General features: G+C 36.2%; 13 protein-coding genes. 7 read left to right on the forward strand and 6 right to left on the reverse strand.

Annotated elements, in window-relative coordinates; genetic code table 11:
- Positions 1 to 129 precede the first annotated feature (129 nt).
- The 3 genes from ACFX5U_RS03590 (at position 130) to ACFX5U_RS03600 (ending at position 4,447) form a co-directional block, all read left to right on the forward strand.
- A complete protein-coding gene (locus tag ACFX5U_RS03590; RefSeq protein ID WP_400262523.1) occupies positions 130 to 1,224 on the forward strand; it encodes a carboxypeptidase regulatory-like domain-containing protein in 1,095 nt (364 codons plus the stop codon).
- Positions 1,136 to 3,004, forward strand: coding sequence for a TonB-dependent receptor domain-containing protein (locus ACFX5U_RS03595; RefSeq protein WP_400262524.1), 1,869 nt, complete (start codon positions 1,136 to 1,138; stop codon positions 3,002 to 3,004). Before ACFX5U_RS03590 ends, ACFX5U_RS03595 begins: the two co-directional genes overlap by 89 nt.
- 66 nt (positions 3,005 to 3,070) lie before the next feature.
- Positions 3,071 to 4,447, forward strand: coding sequence for a hypothetical protein (locus ACFX5U_RS03600; RefSeq protein ID WP_400262525.1), 1,377 nt, complete (start codon positions 3,071 to 3,073; stop codon positions 4,445 to 4,447).
- 153 nt (positions 4,448 to 4,600) lie between these two features.
- On the opposite strand, the gene ACFX5U_RS03605 is transcribed toward ACFX5U_RS03600, so the two are convergent.
- Positions 4,601 to 5,803, reverse strand: a complete 1,203-nt coding sequence (locus ACFX5U_RS03605) for a hypothetical protein (protein ID WP_400262526.1) — start codon at positions 5,801 to 5,803, stop codon at positions 4,601 to 4,603.
- A 248-nt stretch (positions 5,804 to 6,051) separates the two neighbouring features.
- Between ACFX5U_RS03605 and ACFX5U_RS03610 the strand changes: the two genes are divergently transcribed.
- The 3 genes from ACFX5U_RS03610 (at position 6,052) to rlmB (ending at position 9,619) form a co-directional block, all read left to right on the forward strand.
- On the forward strand, positions 6,052 to 6,771 hold the full coding sequence (locus ACFX5U_RS03610) for an MIP family channel protein (RefSeq protein WP_400262527.1): 720 nt from the start codon (positions 6,052 to 6,054) through the stop codon (positions 6,769 to 6,771).
- A 152-nt stretch (positions 6,772 to 6,923) separates the two neighbouring features.
- A complete protein-coding gene (locus tag ACFX5U_RS03615; RefSeq protein ID WP_038696338.1) occupies positions 6,924 to 8,735 on the forward strand; it encodes a DNA polymerase III subunit gamma/tau in 1,812 nt (603 codons plus the stop codon).
- Between the two features lie 107 nt (positions 8,736 to 8,842).
- A complete protein-coding gene (rlmB, locus tag ACFX5U_RS03620; RefSeq protein ID WP_400262528.1) occupies positions 8,843 to 9,619 on the forward strand; it encodes a 23S rRNA (guanosine(2251)-2'-O)-methyltransferase RlmB in 777 nt (258 codons plus the stop codon).
- 101 nt (positions 9,620 to 9,720) lie between these two features.
- Here the strand turns inward: rlmB and ACFX5U_RS03625 are convergent, their stop codons facing one another.
- The 5 genes from ACFX5U_RS03625 to ACFX5U_RS03645 form a co-directional block, all read right to left on the reverse strand.
- A complete protein-coding gene (locus tag ACFX5U_RS03625; protein WP_400262529.1) occupies positions 9,721 to 11,631 on the reverse strand; it encodes a DEAD/DEAH box helicase in 1,911 nt (636 codons plus the stop codon).
- Positions 11,632 to 11,930: 299 nt separating this feature from the next.
- Positions 11,931 to 13,061 carry an OmpA family protein gene (locus ACFX5U_RS03630; RefSeq protein WP_400262530.1) on the reverse strand — a complete coding sequence of 377 codons (1,131 nt, stop codon included), beginning with the start codon at positions 13,059 to 13,061 and terminating at the stop codon, positions 11,931 to 11,933.
- Positions 13,062 to 13,074: 13 nt separating this feature from the next.
- Positions 13,075 to 13,401: a hypothetical protein gene (locus tag ACFX5U_RS03635; protein WP_400262531.1), complete on the reverse strand. Its 327-nt coding sequence runs from the start codon at positions 13,399 to 13,401 to the stop codon at positions 13,075 to 13,077.
- 72 nt (positions 13,402 to 13,473) lie between these two features.
- Entirely contained in the window at positions 13,474 to 14,349 is an 876-nt protein-coding gene (locus ACFX5U_RS03640) for a universal stress protein (protein WP_400262532.1), read from the reverse strand.
- Positions 14,350 to 14,354: 5 nt separating this feature from the next.
- Complete coding sequence (locus ACFX5U_RS03645) at positions 14,355 to 15,197, reverse strand: universal stress protein (protein ID WP_280570283.1); 843 nt, start codon at positions 15,195 to 15,197, stop codon at positions 14,355 to 14,357.
- 380 nt (positions 15,198 to 15,577) lie between these two features.
- Here ACFX5U_RS03645 and alaS point away from each other — a divergent pair, with 380 nt between their 5' ends.
- Complete coding sequence (gene alaS / locus ACFX5U_RS03650) at positions 15,578 to 18,193, forward strand: alanine--tRNA ligase (protein WP_280570280.1); 2,616 nt, start codon at positions 15,578 to 15,580, stop codon at positions 18,191 to 18,193.
- The last annotated feature ends 5 nt before the right edge of the window (positions 18,194 to 18,198 follow it).

Genomic DNA, 18,198 nt, shown 5'->3' on the forward strand with positions numbered 1-18,198 from the left:
TGTAGCCTCATTGTCTCGATATGGTGTTGTTAACAATTACTTAACGCAGAGTGAGTACAATAGTAATGTTAAGATAATATATACATAATATCATGATAATAGATTTGCAGAAACAAAAAAACAAATAAATTGAAACCACAATTAAAACTAAAGAAATTTGTTGCTACCCTAATTCTATTGGTAATAGCAACAGCTATTTTTGCACAAGGTAGTGGAAAGGTCGTTGGAAAAGTAAGTAACAGCAAGACGGGCGAAACAATTGCAGGTGTTACTGTGAAAATTTTAAACTCGGCTCGTGCAGGCAGTACAGATGTAACGGGTAATTATAGCATTCCTGGACTTTCTGTTGGAAAGTATACCTTGGAATTTAGCTATATCGGATATGCAACAAAACAGATAACAGACGTTGAGATCAAGGACAGCGAAATCACAAGTCTTGATATTATTTTAGATAATTCGGCAGGTAATGTTTTAGAGCAGGTCGTAATAACAGGGAGTTATAAAAAAGAATCTATTGGTGCATTATATGCACAGCAAAAAAATAGCATCTCGATTTCAGATGGTATCTCTGCTGAAATCATCAAAAGAACGCCAGATAAAAATACAGGTGAAGTTTTAAAGCGCGTGAGTGGTGCAAGTGTTCAAGATAATAAATTTATTGTTATTAGGGGATTAAGTGATCGCTATAACGCTGCTTTATTAAATAACAGTCCTTTGCCAAGTACAGAGCCAGATCGAAAAGCATTTTCATTTGATATTATTCCTTCTTCTTTAATAGATAATATAGTCATTAGTAAATCGGCTACTGCAGATTTACCTGGCGATTTAACTGGAGGTGCTGTTAATGTTAAAACTAAAGATTTTCCAGAGCGAAAAACTGTTGAAATAAGTGTTGGTTTAGGTGGTAATTCACAGACCACGTTTAAAGATTTTTACGGAAGTAAAAGAACAGTGGGTAATTATTTTGGAGTCAAAAATCCAGATAATAACTTACCATCTTCTTTTCCAGTAGATAGAGCAAGCTATACAAACTTAACTTCCGAACAAAAGGCCGATCATACCAAAGCATTTAAAAACACTTTTGGTTATAAAAAACTAGGCAAATCGCTTCCTTATCAAAATATGCAATTTATCTATGGTAATTCATATCGTTTGCGTAACGAGGGTAAGCTCGGAGTCATTGGTTTCCTTTACTTATCGCAATTCCGAAAGCATAACCAATGAAATTAGAAATGATTTTAATGGTCGTGATCAAGGATTAAACAGTTATTATTCTCAATATGAGGATACCTATTATCGTTTTAATTCTTCAATTGGAGCACTTGCTAATGTATCGTATATAAAAGATAATTTTAAAATCTCTTTGAAAAATATTTTCAATCAAGGACTTGAGCAAAATTTCATCAATAGATTTGGTGTTTTAGATAATGAGTCATTGCGTAAAAGTACATTGCTTGAAGTGCACCAAAAACGTATGATGAACTCAGTGCTTGATGGTGAATACCTGTTGAATTCGGATAAACAAACGAAACTATCGTGGAATTTATCGTACAGCAATATTAATGATGATACACCAGATTTAAGACAGTTGTCGTACACGAAGAATATAGCACATAAAGATGATCCATCTGTCCCGTTTGAAGCATCTATTCCAAATGGATCGGCTACTTCCGAGCAAGCTGGAAAGTTTTACAGCAACTTAAATGAAAATATTTACAGTGCGGCGCTTAATTGGTCCCAAAAGGCTAATCTATTAGGATTGGAACAAACATTAAAATTTGGTGCATTTAAACAATATAAAAAACGTGATATGAATGCACGCGTTTTAGGTTTTGTTAATAGAAATGAAGATTATACAGAAAACAATAGGTTATTACAGTTGCCACAAGATCAGTTGTTTGCAGAGGAAAATATTGCGAAGAATAAGTTTTTCTTAGATGATATTACCAATCCAACGAATAGTTTTGAAGGAATTGGGGATCTTAGCGGGGGATTCGGTATGATCTCAGGTAACGTTTCTGAAAAGTTAAAAGCAACGGTAGGGTTAAGAGTTGAAAACTATATTGAGAAATTGATGACAGGATCAAATTCAACAGATGTGGATAATAATGTCAACAATACTTATACCGATTTCTTACCATCATTGAACTTGTCTTATGAGTTGAATCCTAAAACAAACTTACGATTCAGTTATTCAAATACAGTGGCTAGAGCTCAATTTCGTGAACTCGCAGCATTTAGTTTTTATGATTTCGTAACCGGTAATGTGAAAATCGGTAATCCTGATTTGAAAAGAACAAAAATATCCAATTTCGACCTTCGTTATGAATTTTATCCAAGCTTAGGGAAATTATTTTCAGTGTCTGCATTTTACAAGAACTTAACAGACCCTATTGAATCTAATATTATTGCAGGTTCTACATCAGCGAGTAAGTCAATGTCTTTTACGAATGCGCCGAAAGCTTATATAATGGGAGCCGAAGTTGAAGTGAGACATGATTTAGGAATTTTTAATGAAGACTCTGATTTTTTAAAGAAGTTGACATTCAGTGCTAATGCTTCTTTGATTAAGTCTGAAGTTAATTTTGAAGGAACAGAATCATTGTTGGAAAATAAAAGGTCCTTATATGGTCAATCACCTTACCTTTTAAATACAGGTCTTCAATACTCGAGTGATGGTGGCTGGGAGTCCAGTGTTTTTTTCAATAGAATCGGACGTAGGATTGATATTGTTGGATTTGGGAACTATGTGAATGGTCAGTTTGAAGACGAGTACTCAACCATCTATGAGGCACCGAGAAGCATGTTGGATTTTCAATTAGCAAAGAAAATCATTGCCAATAAAGCAGAATTGAAATTTAATGCTGGTAATATCTTAAATAGTAAAGTTGTTTTTTACCAAGACATTGATAAAAGTGGTAAGTATAACAGCAATAGTGATCAATTAATTAATTCAGTAAAATACGGTAGAAATTTCTCACTATCATTTAGTTATAAATTTTAAAGATTAAATCATCATTCCTTAACATTAAGGTTACAACAAACAAATAGATTTACAAAAAATTAGATTATGAAATTGAATAGATCGACAAAATGGTTTGCATTAGCATTAGTAGCAACTTCAGTAAGTTTTGCAAGTTGTAGTAAATCTGATAATGATCCGGTAACTCCTCCTACTCCAGAAGAAAAGAAAGAAGCGGTTATCGAGGGAAAGATTTCTACTCGTAGAGTGTTAAGTGCAGATACGACTTATTTATTAAGAGCGTACGTACAAGTAGTAGATGGTGGTACTTTAGAAATACCAGCTGGTACTATTATTAAAGGTGAAAAATCAACTAAAGCAGCATTGATTGTTGAACGAGGTGGTAAAATCAAAGCGAATGGTACTGCCGAGAAGCCAATTGTGTTCACGTCAGATCAAACAGACGGTAACAGAGGTACTGGAGATTGGTCAGGTATTATAATATGTGGTAAATCTCTTGTGAATACATCTACAGGAACTGCGCAATATGAAGGGGGAGCTTTAGGTGCTACGATAGCAAATTACGGTGGTGGAACATCACCAGTCTTGGACGATAATTCAGGAGAGTTGACCTATGCTCGTATCGAATTTGCAGGTATTGCTATTGAGAAAGATAAAGAAATCAATGGTTTAACGTTATGTGCAGTAGGTTCGGGAACAAAAGTGAGTCATATCCAGGTTTCTTATGGTGGTGATGATTCTTTTGAATTTTTCGGAGGGACTGTTAATGCCTCTCATTTAATCGCTTACCGTGGTGTGGATGATGATTTTGATTTTGATCAAGGTTATAATGGTAAGATCCAATATGGTATTTCTATTAAAGATCCAATGATTGCTGATGCAGCTGGAACTTCTAGAGGTATCGAATTAGAAAATAAAGGTACAGTAGCTAATAATCAATATTCAAGACCGGTATTATCGAACTTTACTTTTATTGGCCCAGGTACAGAGTCTTCAGCTGCTCATGGTGCTGGTGTTCATTTCGGATTAAATAGTCGTATTGTATTAGCAAATTCAATTATTGTAGGTGCTAAAACAAGTGCTGTAGAATTTAATTCAGATTTCCCTGCTGCAGAATTGAAAGCGGGACGTTCTATCTTCTCAAATAATATGGTATTTGGCAATGTAGCGAACTATGGCTTAAAAGATGTTAGTGCATTTGCGTCGGTTGCTGATTTAACAGGTTATTTAAATGGATTTGGAGACTTTACTGTAGCATCTGTTGCTGCAGCAGGATTAACAGCAACAACCCTTTCAACTCCGAATTTATTATTAAAGTCTGACTCTCCTGCGTTAGGAAAAGCTAAATTTGAAGGTGCTGATTTTGCAAGCTTTAAAACAGAAACTTTCGTTGGTGCGATGGGTGCGACAGAAGACTGGACTAAAGGATGGGCTAGTTGGGATCCAAAAAATAATAAATACTAATAATAGTCTTAATCATATAAAGCTCGATCAATAGATCGGGCTTTTTTTATGTTTTTATGTATCCTACATCGGATTTAGATTTACTATTTTTCAATGCGATGACAAGGTCTAATAGCCAACTAAATTTAGATTAGAAAGAATAAAAGTTTAGCGCTATTTCGGCTCATAATGATAGACCACCTGGTAAGTTTCATTCTTTAGGTTGTCCGCCATTTGTCCAATGGCTAAATTCTGCTTCTGTGGTGTCGGTTCACATAAAGAATAATATTTGCCATTGTATAGAATTGCATCACCAATGGGTTGATCGAATTGTACAGCCATGGTAATATGTGTAGGGAACAATAAAGTAATCATTGGGAGATTGTATATCTCTTTCACCAAGTAAAAAAATAAAGCTGCTCGATCATCACAATCGCTGTATGGAGTATTGAGCGTTTCTTCTGGAGAGAGTCTCTTTTCCTTTCCAAAATTAATATCATCATTTTCGTAGAGAAATGCATATCGCGTAAAACGCATTAAATAGTCAACACCTTTTGTCGTATCCATTTTTTTTATATTTTCTCTCAGGACAGGAATGAGTGTTTGATACGTTTCCCTGCTTAAAGGAATATTAAAGTAGGTTTCATAGTCCACTCCAGGGTAATTGGCGAAGATTTTATTTACCTCAGCATTTATCTTCACTTTAAAGTGATACAACCGTTCATTGTATTTGAAGTTAATTTTTCTATCCACATATTTTTGTGGACTAAAATCAGGCATTTGAGTCACCTTATAGCTGAAATCATGAACCGCTTCATCTATTTTAATATTGACGGGTTTATAAACCCCATTACGTTGAAATAGTTTTCCATAATCGTGATAATTCAAACAGGTATATTGATTGTCATCAATAGAAAAAAATGGAATGTCAGCGATATCCTCGTTATTTTTTATATAAAATATAATCTGGTTATTACCCACAGCAAGCCTTGCATCATAACCCGAGCGACACATCAAGTACCATTTATAGAGGGTGTATCTACTGTAGTTATCTTCTTTTGCGCTTATCGCTTGAGCCGACTGACGTATCAGTTGATAATAAATCCAATCGTTCAGTCTGTATTTTTTTTTATAAGCTAGTAATGCATCTATGATTGAAGAATTTTGATTCGATGCTATTTTTTTGTAAAAATCTAGGATATGACCTTCGTTTACCTCAGTAGGAAAGTCTATCAAAAATGTTGAATCTAACGAGAATGTAAAGGGTGCATTATAGAAATCAACATGATAATCTTGTGCATAACTATTCGGCTTTTGAATAAAAATAAACAAAAGATAAAATAAGCCAGCAAGCAAATATGTATGAAATGATTTCAAGTTCTTAACAATTTGTTAACAATCAAGTTACATAAAAATAATATCAAAATAGATGCCTAAATTATTTGTTTACAGCTAAATGACTTTATGTTTCGATAATTTCTTTGTTCATTGTCGTTATTCATCTATAAGATTTTATAATTATGATGCATATGTAGTTGAATCCTTACTTCAAATTAATTTGTTAAAGTTATTGTAAATAGAAGCTAGATATTTGAGTCCTATTCAAATATTAACTATTTAAAGAGATGGAAATAAAAATTTCTACAAAATTTGTTGCTGAGCTAATTGGAACTTTTGGTTTAGTGCTATTTGGTTGTGGTGCTGCTGCTGTTGCAGGCACGACAACATTGGGCGGGTTGTCAGGATTAGGCTTGTTGGGCATCGCCCTAGCATTCGGTCTTTCCGTTGTTGTTTTTGCCTACGCTATTGGCGGATTAAGCGGTTGTCATATTAATCCTGCAGTAACCATTGGAGTTCTTGTCGCCGGAAAAATCACGGCGAAAGAAGCCGTAATTTATATGATTGCACAATTCTTAGGTGCATTACTGGGAGCTTTTGTTTTACAACAGATTCTGAGTGGGCAAATTGCGGGCTATGATGCTGGAGAGTGGGCATATGGAGCAAATGGATGGGGCAAGGAATATCAGAATGAGTATGGTGTAACAGCTGCATTTTTAACAGAAGCTGTTTTAACCTTTATTTTTCTATTCGTCATTCTTGCCACAACTTCTAAAGTGGGTAACCCGACTATGGCCGGATTAGCTATTGGGATTACCTTGGTATTGATCCATCTAGTAGCAATTCCGATCACAGGTACATCTGTAAATCCAGCTCGTAGTTTTGGTCCTGCTATTTTAGCTGGAGGAAAAGCCCTTTCGCAACTGTGGTTGTTCATTATCGCACCAATAGTAGGAGCAATAATTGCTGCTTTTGTTTGGCGTACCCTTGAACCAAAAGGAAATTAACTCGCAGATTTGCCCAAGAATTGTAGCTTCATTGCAAAATGAAGCTACTTCTTTTTCGTGTATAATTTTAAGGAATAATTATTAAAAAGGGTCTTTTTTGAAGTATCACTTTTTATATTGTGACGGAGATACAAAATTTGTATCTTCGTACAATGGAAAATTTTATTGTTTCTGCTCGTAAATATCGCCCAGTCACCTTCGATTCGGTTGTCGGTCAGCAACACATCACCGGTACCCTTAAGAATGCTATTCATAACAATCAGTTGGCACAGGCATTTTTATTCTGCGGACCTCGAGGTGTTGGTAAGACAACTTGCGCACGTATTTTGGCTAAAACAATAAATTGTGAAAATATTTCTGACAAGAGCGAGGCCTGTGGCGTATGCGATAGTTGTAAATCTTTTCAAAATGGAAACTCCTTTAGTATTCATGAGTTAGATGCAGCGTCGAATAATTCTGTCGATGACATTCGGAGTCTAATTGATCAAGTACGTATACCACCTCAAGTAGGAAAGTTCAAGATCTATATCATAGATGAGGTTCACATGCTTTCACAACAAGCCTTCAATGCTTTTCTGAAAACATTGGAAGAACCACCGGCTTATGCAATCTTTATATTAGCGACAACAGAAAAACATAAAATCCTTCCGACTATCTTATCAAGATGTCAGATTTTTGATTTTAACCGTATTCTTGTGGAGGATATGGCCAATCATTTAGCACGAATTGCTAAGAATGAAAATATTCAATATGATCAAGATGGACTTCATATCATTGCTCAAAAAGCAGATGGAGGATTGCGTGATGCACTTTCTATGTTTGACCAGATTGTCAGCTTCTCAAATAAACAGGTAACTTATCAAGCTGTCATTGACAACTTGAATATTTTAGACTATGATTATTTTTTCAAGCTGACGGATGCTATTATTACTGAAAACCCAGCAAATGCATTATTGGTACTCAACGATATTTTGAACAATGGATTTGATGGTAGTCATTTTATAGCTGGTTTAGCATCACATTTCAGAAATTTATTAGTGGCAAAAGAACCTGCTACCTTAAAATTATTAGAAGTAAGCGAAAGTATTCGTGCGAAATACTTAGATCAAGCACAAAAATCGTCAACAGGACTTTTATTATCAGCATTGAATATTTCTAATCAATGTGAGATTAATTATAAAACAAGTAAAAATCAAAGGCTTCAAGTTGAGCTAGCACTCTTAAAAATGTGCCACTTATCCAGTGCCATCCAATTGAGTAAGTTAGGGACTATCCAGCTACCTAATACTAGTGAAGAATTAAAAAAAAAACTCCCTAATCTAGTACAAATCCCAGATAATCCTATTTCTGAGGTAAAAAACGCAGTACCAGTTCCGGAAAAAAATAGTGTCGAAAATTCAAATGCAGGAGCTAACACGACGCCAATAGTTGCGGAAGCAAAATCTCCAGAGGCCACAAACCTACCACCTAAACTAAAAAAGGGTGCTTGGGGAACAACTAAAAGCTCCATGCCGTCATTGCCTGATTTGAATGCTATTTTTGATTCAAAATCGGTAGAAGAAACAGATAATGAACCTAGTTTGGTTAAAGGTACAGAGCAAGAAATTGTGACCTTTGAGCAATTTTCCCAGGTTTGGAATGCATTAGCTATTCAAATCAAAAAAGAAAATAAGATCAACTTATATACTTTAATGACAGCAGTCCCTCCTAGGTTAGTTGGAATTCAAATTGAAGTAGATGTAGAGAATATGGTGCAAATGGATGTACTGAGTATGGCGAAAATTGATTTATTAAATTTTCTACGCCCAGCACTGCGTAATTTTTCTTTAGATTTAAGAGGAGTTGTCATGAACCATGATGTTGTGCGTAAACCCTATACTTCACAAGAAAAATATCAGGCCATGGTTCAAAAAAATCCACTACTCGAGACTTTAAGAATAGAGTTGAACTTAGGCTTGAGTTAATATTTACAGATCTTTTTCTTGCACTAAGCCATATTTCTTTTTGTATCTTTGCCTTTCAAATTGGTTTGCTAATTGCTAGAAACCAACTCTTATTTAGAATATTGAGCATGCAAAATTTTCAAAGACACGATAGATCATCAGATCAACGTGAAACCAATCAGATGGTTTTCGGTATTCGTGCCGTTATAGAAGCGATAGATAGTGGTAAAGAAATCGAATCATTATTTGTACAAAGGGGTTTAGCCGGAAGTTTGTTGTTAGAATTGAAAGCTCTTTTGAAAGAGCATGAAATTGGATTTCAACAAGTTCCTATCGAAAAATTAAACCGTATCACACGCAAAAATCATCAAGGCGTTATTGCTATTATTTCCCCTATTATATATCAAAAAATTGAAGACATCGTTCCCGAGGTTTATGAGAAAGGGGAGGTGCCGTTATTTTTAATGTTGGATGGTGTTACAGATGTCCGCAATTTCGGAGCTATTGCCCGTACGGCAGAATGTTCTGGTGTACATGCTATTATTGTGCCGAAAAAAGGATCTGCAGAGGTAAATCCCGATGCAATCAAAACATCGGCAGGCGCTTTATATAAGATTCCAGTATGTCGTCATGAAGGTTTAGCTAAAGTTGGTAAATTTCTGATTGAGTCGGGTATACAGTTGGTAGTAAGTACGGAGAAAACAAAAGATGGCATCTACGATGTGGACTATACGGTACCCACTTGTATTATAATGGGAGCTGAAGATGTAGGTGTATCCGATGATTTAATCCGCATTGCCGACCATTTGGCGAAAATTCCTATGTTCGGAGAAATAGGATCATTAAATGTATCGGTTTCAGCAGGCGTTGTGTTGTACGAAGCTATTCGTCAACGTTTAAAATAAATTAATATCGTTATGGTCGTTTAATAATATAAACGTTATATAAACAAATAAGAGCGGCTATCTTTACGATAGCCGCTCTTATTATTTATAGCTTGAACAGATTAGTATTTGCTATTAGACTCTTTTCTTTTTCCAGAAAAGTCTCTAAAGCCACCACCGTTTCCTTCTTTACGATCTCCACCACGGTATCCACCTTCACGTCTTTCACCACCACCGCTTCTGCGTTCTCCGCCACCACGGTAACCACCTCCGCCTTCACGTCTTTCGCCACCGCCGAAGCTTCTGCGTTCTCCGCCACGGCTTCTACTTCCGCTTCCGCTTCCACCGCCGCCACTGCTACGATTATCGCTTTTTCCGTCTCCAGAAACCTCGATACGTACGTTACGACCGTTGAAATCTACTTCTTTGAATCCTTCGAATACTTTAGTTACCTCAGCATCTTCTACTTCGAAGAAAGTAAACACTCCTTTTAAATCAATTTTACCAATTGATTTTCCAGAAATTTTAGCGTTGTTACAGATAAATCCTAACATGTCTCCACGACTGAATTCATCCACAGAGCCTAAGTTCATGAATAGACGAGTGAAGCCTTTAGAGCTACCACGATCTCCTCTTTCACCACGCTCTCCGCGTTCACCTCTTTCGCTGCGTTCACCGCGTTCACGACCATTACTGATATCACGAGCTTCGATATTTAAATCATGTGCACCTTTGTAATAATCTAAGAATCTGTTGAATTCTAATGAAGCAAATCTTTTCACGATATCTTCTTTTGATAACGATTCAAAACCTTCCATAATAGCAGGTAGGAATTGACTGATTTGTTCTTCGTTTACTTCAACACTCTGAACTTTATTGATGATTGTTAACAATTGTTTTTCAACAACTTCAGGTCCTTGAGGAACTTGTTTACGCTCGAATTGTTTTCCGATAACTTTTTCAAGTTGACGAATTTTACTTTGTTCTTTAATGTTGATTAAAGAGATTGAAATACCAGTTTTACCAGCACGAGCTGTACGGCCCGAACGGTGAGTATAGTTTTCAATTTCATCAGGCAAAGAGAAGTTAATAACGTGAGTTACGTCGTTTACATCAATACCACGCGCCGCAACGTCAGTAGCAATTAATAATTGTAAACTACGGTCACGGTAACGTTTCATCACTTTGTCACGTTGTTGTTGAGATAAATCTCCGTGAAGTGAATCTGCATTGTAACCATCTTTAATTAATGATTCAGCAATTTCTTGCGTTTCAATTTTTGTACGACAAAACACGATACCAAAGATATCAGGATTAGAATCGACGATGCGTTTAAAAGCTGCATACTTGTCTTTTGCTCTAATCAAATAATACTGATGTTCGATATTGGCATTACCAGTGTTTTTTGTACCTACAGTCATTTCTACAGGATCTGTCATATAGTTTTTAGCTATACGGCGTACCTCAGAAGGCATCGTTGCAGAGAATAACCATGTTTTTTTAGTGTCAGGGGTTTCTGACAAAATATTGTTGATGTCTTCTTTGAAGCCCATGTTAAGCATTTCATCTGCTTCATCTAGGACAACATATCTTACTTGAGAGAAATCGATGGCATTACGGCCAATAATATCTAACATACGACCTGGGGTCGCTACTACAATTTGCACACCACGTCTAATTTGACGAAGCTGGTCACTAATATTTGTACCTCCATAAACCGCAACAACATGTACGTTGTCAAGGTTTTTAGCATATCTTTCTATATCTTTCGAGATTTGCAAACAAAGCTCACGTGTTGGACACAATACCAACGCTTGAGGGTGTTTCTGAGAAAAGTCTAATTGCTCTAATAATGGAAGACCAAATGCTGCTGTCTTACCTGTGCCGGTTTGGGCTAATCCGACAAAATCGTCGTTACCAGTCAATAAAACAGGAATGGCTTTTTCCTGAATTTCAGAAGGTTTTTCAAAACCTAATTCTGAGATGGCATTAACAATTTCCTCACGGATTCCCAGTTCTAAAAATGGGTTCATGAAATAATTTATACAATAGGCTCAATTGCCTAAGGCGATGCAAAGGTAAGTAAATATTTTTTACCAAACTAATTTTTACCGTAAGTATTTGATATAATGTGTTTTTTGATTGACAATCCAACAGTCAATGTTGCTTTGATATCGCTATACCCTGCTGTTTCGATTACAAAAATAATCTATTCGTCGATTCAAAATACTAAAAAGAAGCGAAAAAATCTGGCGAAGTTGAAAATAGTAAGACATAAAAAAGGGCTACTCATATGAAGAGTAGCCCTTTAATTATGCATTAACTTATGCTACTAATATAATGTAAATTCAACACGACGGTTTTGTTGACGACCTTCTGCAGTTTTATTGGATGCAATAGGTTGGTTTGGCCCGTAGCCAGTTGCTTCGATACGTGAAGGATTAGCACCTTTAGATACCAAGTAAGCTTTTACTGATTCAGCACGCTCTTTAGATAATCTTAAGTTCAATTGTAAAGAACCTGTATTATCGGTATGACCAGCTAATTTTAAACTGAAATCTTTCTCTACTAATAAAGCAGCTACTCTATTCAATGAATTGTAAGAAGTAGGGCGAATAACTGATTTACCAGTTTCAAACTCTAAATTTTTAATCGCTTCATCGACAGTTTTTCTGTCAGCTTCAGTGATGACAACTTTCTCAACAATTTTAGTCTCGTTTTTAACAAGGATTGGACAGCCAGCACCATCTACTTGAACACCTGAAGGTGTACCTGGGCATTTGTCAAACTTGTTAGCTACACCATCACCATCATCATCTTGCAGATCAGTGTTTAATGACGCTACTTTCGACTCTAATGCTTGGTTGGCAGCTACTAAGGCATCACGTTGTGCTTTCAAGTCATCATATTTTGTATTATAATCATTGACTAAAGTGGCAACCGGATTTGAATTATTCAAAGTAGGTAGTGAAGAGTTTCCTAATGCAATTTCCAAACCTGCGTGTGCATACGAGAATAAGTCGTTTTTGTAAGTCGGTACAGGACCTACAGCTGGATCAGATCCATCAAAGCGTTGATTAGCCCAATTTAACTGATATCCCAGGTCAAGATTAATACCTTTCGCAATTGCGAATTTTAGACCAAAGTCAGCAGGTACATATAATTTTGATTGCGAATCAAATGTATTGCTCGTTGAACCAGTCATTACTGTTGCCTCAGAGTTCAATACTCCTAAACCTAATGAAACATAAGGTTTAATGAAACTGTTGAAGAATCTCCAATTGGTGTTAGCCATTGTCCATTCTCCAGATAAAGCTACTGACCAAGGTGTCTTAGTCTCAAAAGATTGTGTGCCATCTTTATAGGCTCCACCAACTTTACCACCTAAATACGATGCTTTAAATCCAAAAGAAGGAGAGATTTGTTTCTTAATATAAGCGGAGTATCCTATATTATGATCCAAATCGTTATAATCTTTACGGTTGAAACCAAATATATTTGTTTGGTTGAGAACTCCAGCACCGATACCAATCGACCAGGTTTCTGTATTCGGTAGATGGTCCTAGTGGAGTAGTTCCTTCAATTGAACCAATTTTTGCATTTTGCGCAAATGAAGCAGATGTCAATAATCCAGCCGCCACTAATAAACCAGTTTTCTTAAGGTTAATCTTCATGTTATCTAATTTTGTCTTTAAATTGTAAATCGTATTCTCTGTCCAGTTAAAGACAATTATGTTGCCAATATTGTTTCGTTTCCTTTTTTTAGCATGTAATTTATCGTCTGTGTAGTTAATACGTGACATGAAATCTTGTTAAAAAGGTTAAAATCTGGCATCATGTATACTATAATTTACATACTTACGTTAAAATGTCGCTTATTTAGGAATTTGGGTATTTGCATCAGTTCTGCCAAAAAAATTAGGAATAACGATGCCCATCGCCATCTCTTTAATGATGTTTTCTGAAAAGAGGTTTCTGAAAAATGCTTTACGGCTTTTGGTGATTAAGATAATGTCGATATTTTCATCGCGTATCATCGTCTGAATACCACTCGCAATGCGCTCAGCAGAATTTGCAAAGTAAGTTCTACTTTTTACAGTATATGAAACATCATCGATTCCTGTTTCGGTAATGATTTTGTTAATCCATTGGCTTAGATTCTTATCCAAGACTTTCATGTCAACCTCTAGTTTGTTGATATGGATAAGTAGCAAATGGAAGTTTTTCCCGAAAACAGGAATTGCTTGTTTTAATACTTCTATCTCACCAGGCTTGAAGTTTGTCAATAAAGCGACAGTATCTTTTCTATAAACAGTAGCATTGGAAGGAATCGCTAATATTGGTGTTTGACATTCCCGGATCACATCATAAGTATTGCTTCCAATCAATACAGATTCAAGTCCGGAAGCCCCCTTCGTGCCCATCACAACAACCTTGTAGCTATTTTTTGCAGTTTCTTTACTAATCACCTCCGAGAGTATACCTTCGTCAAATAGTTGGCTTATTGTTAAATCTGGAGATTTCGCCTTTACTTCTTCAACAAGTTCATTTAATTTATCTTGCGACTCTTGCACAGTTGGATCAATGATTTTTTCGCCATGCACCACGAAATTTGCATATTTATTGATATGCTTTGTGAAAACATGCAGGAAGACCAATTCATCTTGATTTTCAAGTGCAATTTTGGTTGCATATTGAGCAGCTATGGTAGAGTTTTTGGAAAAGTCGATTGGCACTAATATTTTACCCATAATAATTAAGCTTTAGAAAAAAATGTAGGAATGATAGGATGATGAATGATTTGTTTTGAGACCGATTTTTTAAATAGTCTTTCGAAGAATGAACGACGTGTTTTAGTGATTAGCACGACATCAATTTCCTCTTCTCTGATCATGTTATTGATTACTTCCGGTATCGTGTCAAGTTCTTCCACGTCAGTTTTGATGGAGCCCACTTCAATGTCTACCTCTGTGATTTCGGTGTGTTTCTTAATTTGATACTTCCAGATTTCTAGTTTTTCTTCGATATCAGCTTCCGATTCAGCATGATAATGTACGTGTATAATTTCTACCTCTACATTTGTACCGAAAATCTTGATGTATTCGTTTAGGGTATCCAGCTCTTCATATTTGAAATTAGAAAGTAAGCCTATTTTTTGGATATTCTTCGTACGGTAATTAAAGGGAATAGCGATGACGGGGATATTACTTTTTTGACTCACCGCATAAGTCGTACTTCCCATGATAGCACTAGTATCATCAGTTTTTCCTTTTGTCCCCATGATGATGGCTAAATAGGTTTCATTTTTGGTTTCTTTCAATAATGATTCCGTAATGATACCCCGTTCGCACTTTGAACTAAATGTTAGCGTGGGGTAATCAGCTCTAAGTTTATCGATTAAACTAGACATCAAAACATCCGCTTTGAAATATTCTTCAGGGATTTGTTCGTTACCATCGTCAAAACTGCTGGATGAAACCGTATAATTATGATACAAATGAATCGAAAAACCTCTTTTTATTGCCAAATCAATTGCAAATTGAATTGCGGTGTTGGCATTTTCTGAAAAATCAATCGGGACTAAAATTTTACTGCTCATAGTGTTAGATCATTAGTTGTATGGTGTTTCACACCTACCTCAACGCGGTGTAAAACAGTTATTATTGTCTTTTGAATTTACTTAACACATACTAGACCTGTCAAGTTTTTTATGCTGTAAAGGTAAATTACCCCTTACCCTAAACATATGCTTAAATTAATGAAATAAAGTGATTTGTAATACATTATTTAATGCCTTATCTCACTAAATCTTAATTTTTTATTTTGTAATGGATTGAATTATTCATAAAAATAGTCAAAATTTATTTCAATTCATGACAATTTGAGTACATTATTATTGACTAAAACACATGTGCCTAATTGCATAACGAGGCAAATTTAAGTAAGTTTGCAACATCATAATTAGACAATTAGATTTCAATGACAAGTAAAGAAATTCGTCAGGCTTTTTTGGATTTTTTCAAAAGTAAAGGACACCAAATCGTACCATCTGCGCCAGTTGTGGTGAAAAATGATCCCACATTGATGTTTACAAACGCGGGAATGAATCAATTTAAAGATTTATTTTTGGGCGAAGCCGCCATTAAATTTCCACGAGTTGCCGACACACAACGTTGTTTACGTGTGTCCGGAAAGCATAACGATTTGGAAGAGGTAGGTATTGATACCTATCACCACACCTTATTCGAAATGTTAGGAAATTGGAGTTTTGGTGATTATTTCAAAAAAGAGGCTATTCAATGGGCTTGGGAGTTATTTACCGAAGTATATAAATTAGACAAAGATCGTCTTTACGTGACGATTTTTGAAGGCGATGATTCAGAAGGATTGGCGCGTGATACCGAAGCTTTTGATTTGTGGAAAGCCTTGATTCCTGAAGACCGTATTTTATTGGGAAATAAAAAAGATAACTTCTGGGAAATGGGGGAGACTGGCCCATGTGGTCCATGTTCTGAGATCCATTACGATATGCGTACGGCAGAAGAACGCGAAGAAGTGTCTGGTCAATCGTTGGTTAATGAAGATCATCCACAGGTAATAGAGGTTTGGAACTTAGTTTTCATGCAGTTCAATCGCCTTAAAAACGGATCATTGCAACCGTTACCAGCAAAACATGTCGATACAGGGATGGGTTTCGAGCGTTTGGTACGCTCTATTCAAGGCAAGACTTCAAATTACGATACCGATGTTTTCCAACCTACGATTCAATTTATCTCCAAGAAAGCGGGTATCGCTTATGGGCTAGATGAGAAAACCGATATCGCAATGCGTGTTGTTGCCGATCATATTCGCGCCATTAGTTTCGCCATTGCCGATGGTCAATTGCCATCGAATAATAAGGCAGGCTATGTTATCCGTCGCATCTTGCGTCGTGCAGTACGTTATGCTTATACATTCTTGAACTTCAAGACTCCATTTATCAACGAGTTGGTGCCTTTATTGGCAGACCAATTTGACGGTGTCTTTAATGAGTTGAAAGCACAAGAGAGCTTCGTTCAAAAAGTAATTTTAGAAGAAGAGGTTTCTTTCTTGAGAACTTTAGTGACAGGAGTACAACGTTTTGAGAATTATGCAGAAGCGAATACCACTATCGATGGCGATTTTGCCTTCGAATTGTATGATACTTACGGATTCCCGATTGATTTAACCGAACTGCTTGCTCGTGAAAAGGGACTGAGCGTCGATATGGATGGTTTTACCAAAGCATTACAGATTCAAAAAGAGCGTTCCCGTGCAGCGACGGCAATTGATACTGGAGATTGGATTTTAGTAAATGAAGATGAAGGTTTTGAATTTGTAGGGTATGATACCTTAACTGCAAAAACAGAAATTATAAAATACCGTAAGGTTTCAGCAAAAGGGAAAGATCAGTATCAATTGGTCCTATCCGTGACTCCTTTTTATGCAGAAGGTGGAGGACAGGTAGGGGATACAGGTGTCTTGATATCTGAAGTTTCAGGAGAGAAAATATACGTTACAGATACAAAAAAAGAGAACGGGCTATTTGTTCACTTTATCGATAAATTGCCCCAAAGTTTCGATGGTTTATTTGTTGCTCAAGTGGATCAAGCTAAACGCTTGGATACCGAGAATAATCACTCTGCGACACACTTATTACATGCAGCATTAAAGCAGGTATTAGGTGAACACGTCAATCAAAAAGGCTCCTTAGTAAATGCTGATATCCTGCGTTTCGACATCTCACACTTCTCAAAAGTAACAGATGAAGAGATCAAACAAGTAGAGGATATCGTGAATGCGAAGATTCGTGAAAATATTGTATTGAAAGAAGAACGTAATATCCCATACCAACAAGCATTGGATTCAGGAGTAACGGCTTTGTTTGGAGAAAAATATGGCGATTATGTACGCGTTATTACATTCGAAGATAAGTTCTCCAAGGAATTATGCGGTGGTACACATGTAAAAGCTACTGGACAGATCGGATTCTTTAAAATCATATCCGAATCAGCAGTTGCCGCTGGGGTACGTCGTATCGAAGCCATCAGTGGGACAAAATCTGCTGCAGTAATCCGTGAACATTTTGAATTGGTCGATCAGATCAAAGCTTTATTGAATAATCCGAAAGACTTTGTTTCCGCAATGGGCAAAATCGTAGAAGAAAATAGTGCTTTGAAAAAAGAAATCGAAAAAACAATCACTGAAAAATCCTTAGCGTTAAAATCGGATTTAGAAAATAAATTACAACAAGTTGGAGAAGTTAACTTCCTTGCTACAATCGTTGATCTACCAAATGCAGAAGCTGTCAAAACGTTAGCCTATGCCTTGAAGGGTGCCGTGAATAACTTGTTCTTGGTTATTGGAGCTGAATTTGATGGTAAACCGAGTCTGACAGTTGTTATTTCTGATGAATTAGCCAAATCTAAAGGTTGGAATGCTGGAAATATCATTCGCGATTTAGCAAAAGATATCCAAGGTGGTGGTGGCGGACAGCCATTTTTTGCAACAGCAGGTGGTAAAAATAGCGCAGGTTTAGTTACTGCAATAGAAAGAGCAATAGAATTTGTAAAATAATAAAG

The organism is Sphingobacterium sp. SG20118, assembly GCF_044740685.1.
In the GTDB taxonomy this organism is placed as follows: Bacteria; Bacteroidota; Bacteroidia; order Sphingobacteriales; family Sphingobacteriaceae; genus Sphingobacterium.